This is a genomic window from Streptomyces sp. NPDC020996 (assembly GCF_040641355.1).
Classification (GTDB): domain Bacteria; phylum Actinomycetota; class Actinomycetes; order Streptomycetales; family Streptomycetaceae; genus Streptomyces.
Genome location: NZ_JBFADM010000080.1, coordinates 25,371 through 31,830, shown reverse-complemented (window position 1 = coordinate 31,830; position 6,460 = coordinate 25,371). Strand labels below are relative to the sequence as shown.

General features: G+C 73.0%; 4 protein-coding genes. 2 read left to right on the top strand and 2 right to left on the bottom strand.

Features of this window, described 5'->3' with window-relative positions; genetic code table 11:
• Window positions 1–149: 149 nt before the first annotated feature.
• Both AB0G63_RS35020 and AB0G63_RS35015 read right to left on the bottom strand, forming a co-directional pair.
• Window positions 150–1,232, bottom strand: a complete 1,083-nt coding sequence (locus tag AB0G63_RS35020; RefSeq protein ID WP_360758752.1) for an NDP-sugar synthase — start codon at window positions 1,230–1,232, stop codon at window positions 150–152.
• 119 nt (window positions 1,233–1,351) lie between these two features.
• Window positions 1,352–2,902 (bottom strand): N-acetylmuramoyl-L-alanine amidase, encoded by a 1,551-nt coding sequence (locus tag AB0G63_RS35015; RefSeq protein WP_360758750.1) that lies wholly within the window; start codon window positions 2,900–2,902, stop codon window positions 1,352–1,354.
• A 129-nt stretch (window positions 2,903–3,031) separates the two neighbouring features.
• Here AB0G63_RS35015 and AB0G63_RS35010 point away from each other — a divergent pair, with 129 nt between their 5' ends.
• Both AB0G63_RS35010 and AB0G63_RS35005 read left to right on the top strand, forming a co-directional pair.
• Window positions 3,032–3,787 carry a TIGR03089 family protein gene (locus AB0G63_RS35010; protein WP_360758748.1) on the top strand — a complete coding sequence of 252 codons (756 nt, stop codon included), beginning with the start codon at window positions 3,032–3,034 and terminating at the stop codon, window positions 3,785–3,787.
• Between the two features lie 813 nt (window positions 3,788–4,600).
• Window positions 4,601–6,391: an LCP family protein gene (locus tag AB0G63_RS35005; RefSeq protein WP_360758746.1), complete on the top strand. Its 1,791-nt coding sequence runs from the start codon at window positions 4,601–4,603 to the stop codon at window positions 6,389–6,391.
• The last annotated feature ends 69 nt before the right edge of the window (window positions 6,392–6,460 follow it).

Below are 6,460 nucleotides of genomic sequence, written 5' to 3'. Positions count from 1 at the left end.
GTCGAGCCAGGCGACCTGGTGTCGCTGCAGAAGGACACCGGACTCGTCTCCATCGGCGGCGCGATCGACGCCGTCCGGGCCGCGGCCCCGCATCGGCCTGACCGGCCTCGTCCTCGAACGCCGGACGGGGCTGATTCGCTCGTCCGGGTTCACCGGTCCGAGGAGAAGCGCAGCGCCCCCGCCGGGATGCGCGCGTCGCACCACACCCGCACGCCGTCGCGCAGTTCGTTGTCGGCGCCGACGACCGCGCCGTCGCCGATGACCGTGCCGGTGAGCACGGAGCGCTCGCCGACGCGGGCACGGGTTCCGATGAGCGAGTCGGTGACGACGGCGCCGGGCTCGATCACGGCGCCGGGCAGGATCGTCGAGCCGAAGACGCGGGCGCCCTCCGCCACGAACGCGCCCTCGCCCACCACCGTGCCGCCCGTCAGCTTCGCGTCGGGGGCGACCCTGGCCGTCGGCAGGATCAGGCGGTCGCCGCAGCGGCCGGGGACCGCGGGCGACGGGGCGCGGCCGAGGACCAGGTCCGCCGAGCCGCGCACGAAGGCGGCCGGCGTGCCCAGGTCCAGCCAGTACGTGGAGTCGACCATGCCCTGCAGGTGCGCCCCGGCCGACAGCAGGTCGGGGAACGTCTCGCGCTCCACCGAGACCGGGCGGCCGGACGGGATGGTGTCGATGACCGAGCGGCGGAAGACGTACGCCCCCGCGTTGATCTGGTCGGTGACGATCTCCTCGGGGGTCTGCGGCTTCTCCAGGAACGCCAGGACGCGGCCGGTGCCGTCCGTGGGGACCAGGCCGTAGGCGCGCGGGTCGGTGACCTTCGTCAGGTGCAGGGAGACGTCCGCGCCGGTCGTCTCGTGGGTGGCGACCAGCCTGCGGATGTCGAGGCCGGTGAGGATGTCGCCGTTGAAGACCAGGACCGGGTCGTCGGGGCCGGAGTGGAGGCGGGAGGCGACGTTGCGGATGGCTCCGCCCGTGCCGAGGGGCTCCTCCTCGGTCACGTACTCGAGGTGGAGGCCGAGGGACGAGCCGTCGCCGAAGTACGGCTCGAAGACCTCGGCCAGGTAGGAGGTGGCCAGGACGATGTGCTCGACGCCGGCGGCTCTCGCTCTCGCCAGCTGGTGTGTGAGGAAGGGGACCCCGGCCGCCCGGACCATGGGCTTCGGCGTGTGCACCGTGAGCGGCCGCAGCCGCGTGCCCTTGCCGCCGACCAGGAGGATCGCTTCTGTCACCTGTCGTCCCTGCTTCCTGCCGGGACCGGCCGAACTGTCCTTCGGCCGGCCAGTGTGTGCAGACCGTCGTGCGACGCCTTCGACGGTCGTACGGCCTGCCGCGGTTCCGGCGCCCGCCCTCACCCGCTCGGCTGACGCCCCTGGTAGCGCGCCGCGGTCGAACGGGCTGTGCCGAGCTTGCGGTAGAGCTGCCGGCCCGGACACTCCGTCAGGAAGCCGTCACGATGGCCGGAGATCACGTTCAGTCGTACGTTCCTTCCCTTGCGGTAGAGATTGCCACCGGCGGACTTCAGGTATGTCTTGCCGCGCGGATTGCCGCCCCACAGGCCGAGCTTCCACGCCGTCAGCCGGGCGATGGCCCGCAGCGCGGCCGCGGGCGGCTTGTGCGAGCCGAAGGTGCCGAGGACGGCGATCCCCATGCTGTCGCTGTTGAAGCCGAGGGTGTGGGCGCCCATGACCGGCTTCGCGACCCCTCCGGCACGGCCCTCGTAGATGTTTCCGCACTTGTCGACGAGGAAGTTGTAGCCGATGTCCCGCCAGCCCATGCTGCGGACGTGGTAGCGGTAGATGCCGCGGATGACGGAGGCCGCCTGGGAGCAGCTGTACCCGTTGCCGGTCGCCGTGTGGTGCACGAAGGCCGCCTTCACCTTCTTCGTGAAGACGAACCCCCCTTCGCGCAGCCCCTCGTCCGCGCCCCAGCCGCGCCGGGTGACGATCCTCGGGCGCGGGCCGATGTACGGCTTCGCCCGCTGACTCGACGTCAGCCCGCCGGCACGCAGCGCCGACATCTCCCGCACGGTGGCGGCCCTGTCCAGCGCGGGGATCTCGGTGGCGCCGAGCGGGGCGAGTCCGGCGTTGGCGGCGGAGGCGGCGACGGCCGGTCCGGTGAGCGGGCGGGCAGCCGCCGGGGCGCCGCGGTGCACGGCCGGGCCGGCCCCGCGCGCGGGGGACGCGTCGCCCGGGTCGACGAGTTCCAGGCGCAGGCCCGAGGGCAGCGGGGAGGCGCCCGGCTCGGCGCGGGAGCCGCGGCCGGTCTCTCCGGCGCGCGGCGCGCCCTCCGCCCTGACGCGCACCTCCACGCCGTCCGAGTCGCCCACCCACAGCGGCGCGGTGGAGCCGCGGACGCGGCCGGAGGCGCGCTCGGCGGTGCCGGGGTCGGCCGCGTCGTCGCTGTGCGTCTGCAGGGCCTGCCAGCCGGACCAGGCGCCGGTGCCGGCGGCGCGGGTGCGGACCTGGACCCGGCCGTGCAGGTCGGTGTCCGCATCGTCCCAGACGACGCCGACCAGCGAGAAGTGCCGTACGTCGCGGCGGCCGAGCCCCTGCTCGGCGGCGGGGGCGGAGGTGGCCGAGCCGCGGCCGCGGGCCAGGGGGAACAGGCGCAGGGACTGGGTGCTGCCGGGCAGGTCGGCGGTCTCGGAGGCGGCGGACCGGGCGGCGGTCTCGGAGGCACCGGACTGGGCCGCGGCCTCGGAGGCACCGGACCGGGCCGCGGCCTCGGAGGCACCGGACCGGGCGGTGGCCTCGAAGGCGGCGGACCGGGCGGTGGCCGGCACGGGTGCCGCACCGCCCGGTGCCGGCCCGCCCGGCGCGGCGGCCGCGGGCGGGGTGAGCGGGAGGGCGAGGGCGGCCGCGCAGGTGACGCCGATGGAGGAAACAAGGAATCCACGCATGCTCCGGATATTGAACAGATACACCCATACCTGTCCATTTGGGATTTGACGGGCCGTCGGCTGTCGTTCCCCCGAACCGGTGGCCCCACCGCCCGGTGCCGGGCCCGGCGCCCGCGTACGCTTGCCCGGGTGAACGCCAGCGACCGCACCCCCGCCGACCTGCTGTCTTCCGCGCTCGCCGCGGATCCCGGACGCCCCCTGGTGACGTTCTACGACGACGCCACGGGAGAACGGGTCGAACTGTCCGTGGCCACCTTCGCCAATTGGGTGGCCAAGACCGCCAACCTCCTCCAGGGCGACCTCGCCGCCGCGCCCGGCGACCGGGTCGCGCTGCTGCTGCCCGCGCACTGGCAGACCGCGGTGTGGCTGCTGGCGTGCGCCTCGGTGGGCGTGGTCGCGGACGTGGCCGGGGACCCGGCGGCGGCCGACGTCGTGGTGAGCGGGCCGGACTCGCTGGAGCGGGCGCGGGCGTGCGGCGGGGAGCGCGTCGCACTGGCGCTGCGGCCGCTGGGCGGGCGGTTCCCGCAGCCGCCGGCCGGGTTCGCCGACTACGCCGTCGAGGCGCCGGGGCAGGGCGACCGGTTCGCGCCGTTCGTCCCGGTCGACCCCGAGGAGCCCGCGCTGATCGTGGCCGGGCGGGAGTTCAGCGCGGCCGAGGTGGTCGAGCGGGCAGCGGCGGAGGCGCCGGGGCTGGGGCTGACCGGGCCCGGCTCGCGACTGCTGTCCGGGCTGCCGTACGACACCTGGGAGGGGCTGAACGCGGGGCTGTACGCGCCGCTCGCGACCGGAGGGTCGGTGGTGCTGTGCCGGAACCTGGAGCGACTGGGGGAAGAGGCGCTGGCGAAGCGGGTGGAGAGCGAGCGGGTGACGGTCGTACGCCGCTGACCGGGGCCACCGGCGATGCGGCCGCCCGTTCGGGGCAGCACCGGCCGCCGTCGGGACCTTCCTCGGGGCATGGCCGTAGGACCAGTACGCTCGCACGCCCAGGCGGACCGGGCGTGACCGACACCGCGCGCACCCCGCGTCCCGGCGCGGGGGCGTCCGCGAGCGGACGCCCGGCCACGCGCGCGCCCGCGAGTACCCCGGCGACGACAGCGACACCGACCGGACGGCCCGCCGGCGGCGGTTCTGCACGACATCTCCCCACAGCAGGCGCGGTCCTGGCCGTGCCGCGCACGCCGTACGTCCATGACGCCGACCGCGACCAGCCCGTGGGACCCGAGGCGGAGAAACCGTTCGAACGGCCGCGCAGGGACGCGCCGGTGACGGTCGGCAAGGAAATTCCCCAGCATTCCGCCACAAAAATTCCCAATTCGACCGCCCGTTCCTCCGCAGGCCCACAGGCCGATTCGGGCCCGGACGCGCGCGCCCCCTCGCACGATTACCCCGAGGACGGCGCTTCTCCCCCACCCGCGTTCCGCGGGAACACCGCCACCGAGCAGACCTGCCGGTAAAGCGAACGCCAAGTCAGCGAACAGCCGTGTTAAGAAAGTCCACGGAAATGGGCGGATTGCCCAGTTGTAGGGACGTGGAATTTGTCACCGTCGTCGCTCCATGCCGAACCGGGCGGATAGTGTGAGCGATCCGGTGCATCATCCGGCCGCGAGGACATCCCCGGGGCCTGGCACTAGTGACCGAGACCCGAGCGTCTTTGAGGGGGAAGGCGCCGCGTGGCCCTGACGGAGGATTCGGACAACCGTGGACGCGCAAAGCCGTGGGCGGGCGGACAACATTGACCCCGCAGACCAGTGGGTACTCAATCCGAACACCGGCGAATACGAATTGCGACTGACCCCTTCCGGAGCGCAATCGGTTCCCGGTCCCCGCAGATCGGCTCCCGCCGACGCGGGCGGTCGTGGCGCGCGCGGCCGGAGCGCTGACAGCCGGGGCGCCGACGGCCGGAGCGCTGACGGCCGGGGCGCAGAGGGTCGTACGGCGGCCCCCGAGCGCGCGCCCGGACGGGACGTCCCCGCCCCGCGCAGACGGCGGGGCGAGCCCGAGGAGCCGCTGCCGGGCCGGCGCGGCCGCCGGCCGGCCAAGAAGAAGAACAAGGCCAAGCGGGTGGTGCTGTGGACCGGCGGCACCATGGCCTTCGTGCTGCTCGCCGCGGCGGGCAGCGCCTATCTGTACATCGAGCACCTCAACAACAACATCGAGTCCGTCTCCGACGACGGCGCGAGCACCGGTGGCTTCAGCAAGGGCAAGGCGATCAACATCCTGCTGATCGGCACCGACAAACGCACCGGCAAGGGCAACGACAAGTACGGCGACAAGGACAGCGTCGGCCACGCCGACACCACGATCCTGCTGCACGTCGCCAAGGACCGCTCGAACGCCACGGCGCTGAGCATCCCCCGCGACCTGATCACCGACATCCCGGACTGCCCGACCAAGCAGGCCGACGGCACCGAGAAGGTCATCGCGGGCACGACGGGCGTCCGCTTCAACACCAGCCTCGGCCAGGACGAGCGCACGCCGAGCTGCGTCGCGCGGACCGTCACCGAGCTGACCGGCATCAAGCCGGACAACTTCATGGTCGCCGACTTCAACGCGGTCAAGACGCTGACCACCGCGGTGGGCGGGGTGGACGTCTGCCTCGGCAAGGACATCAACGACCCCGACTCGCACCTGAACCTGAAGAAGGGCATGCGGCACATCGAGGGCGAGACCGCGCTCGCCTTCGTGCGCACCCGGCACGCGGTCGGCTTCGGCGGCGACCTGAGCCGGATCACGCTGCAGCAGCAGTTCCTCAGCGCGCTGATGCGCAAGCTGAAGTCGAACGACACGCTCACCAGCCCGACGAAGATGATGAAGGTCGCCGAGGCGGGCACCAAGGCGCTGACCGTCGACTCCAACCTCGACAGCATCGGCAAGCTGAAGGACCTCGGTCTGGAGCTGGGCAAGCTCAATCCGAAGAACCTGACGTTCACCACCGTGCCGGTGGACGACAACCCGGCCGAGACGGTGAAGGCGACCGTCGTGCTGAGGCCGGGCGCGGCGCAGCAGGTGTTCGACGCGATCAAGAACGACGTCTCCTTCACCGCGGTCAAGGCCAAGAAGAAGAAGGAGAGCGCCGCCCTCGCCGCCCGCCTCAAGGGCACCAAGTCCGCCGCCTCCGAGGTGCGGGTGCGGATCCTCAACGGCGGTGCCGAGTCCGGCAGCGCGCAGGCCGAACTCAGCTACCTGCAGAACGACGCGGGCGTGCTGAAGTCCGAGAACGCGGGCAACGCGGACGGCGAGCAGGCGAAGACCACCCTCGAGTACGCCCCCGACCAGGCGGACCAGGCCCGGCGGCTGGCCGCGATCCTCGGCCTGTCCGGCGCGCAGATGAAGCCGGGCAAGAGCGTGACCAACGACCAGGGACTGCCGGCGATGACGCTGACCCTGGGCAAGGACTTCCCGGGGGCGGGGAAGTCGTATTCCGCGCCGACTAAGGCACCGGACGTCGACAACAAGACGACGGCCGACAAGGTCGAGTGCGCCAAGTGACGTGACGGGCCTGTCGTGCGTCTAACAGGACGTACGACAGGCCCGTTCGGCGGGGTGCGGCTGGGGAAG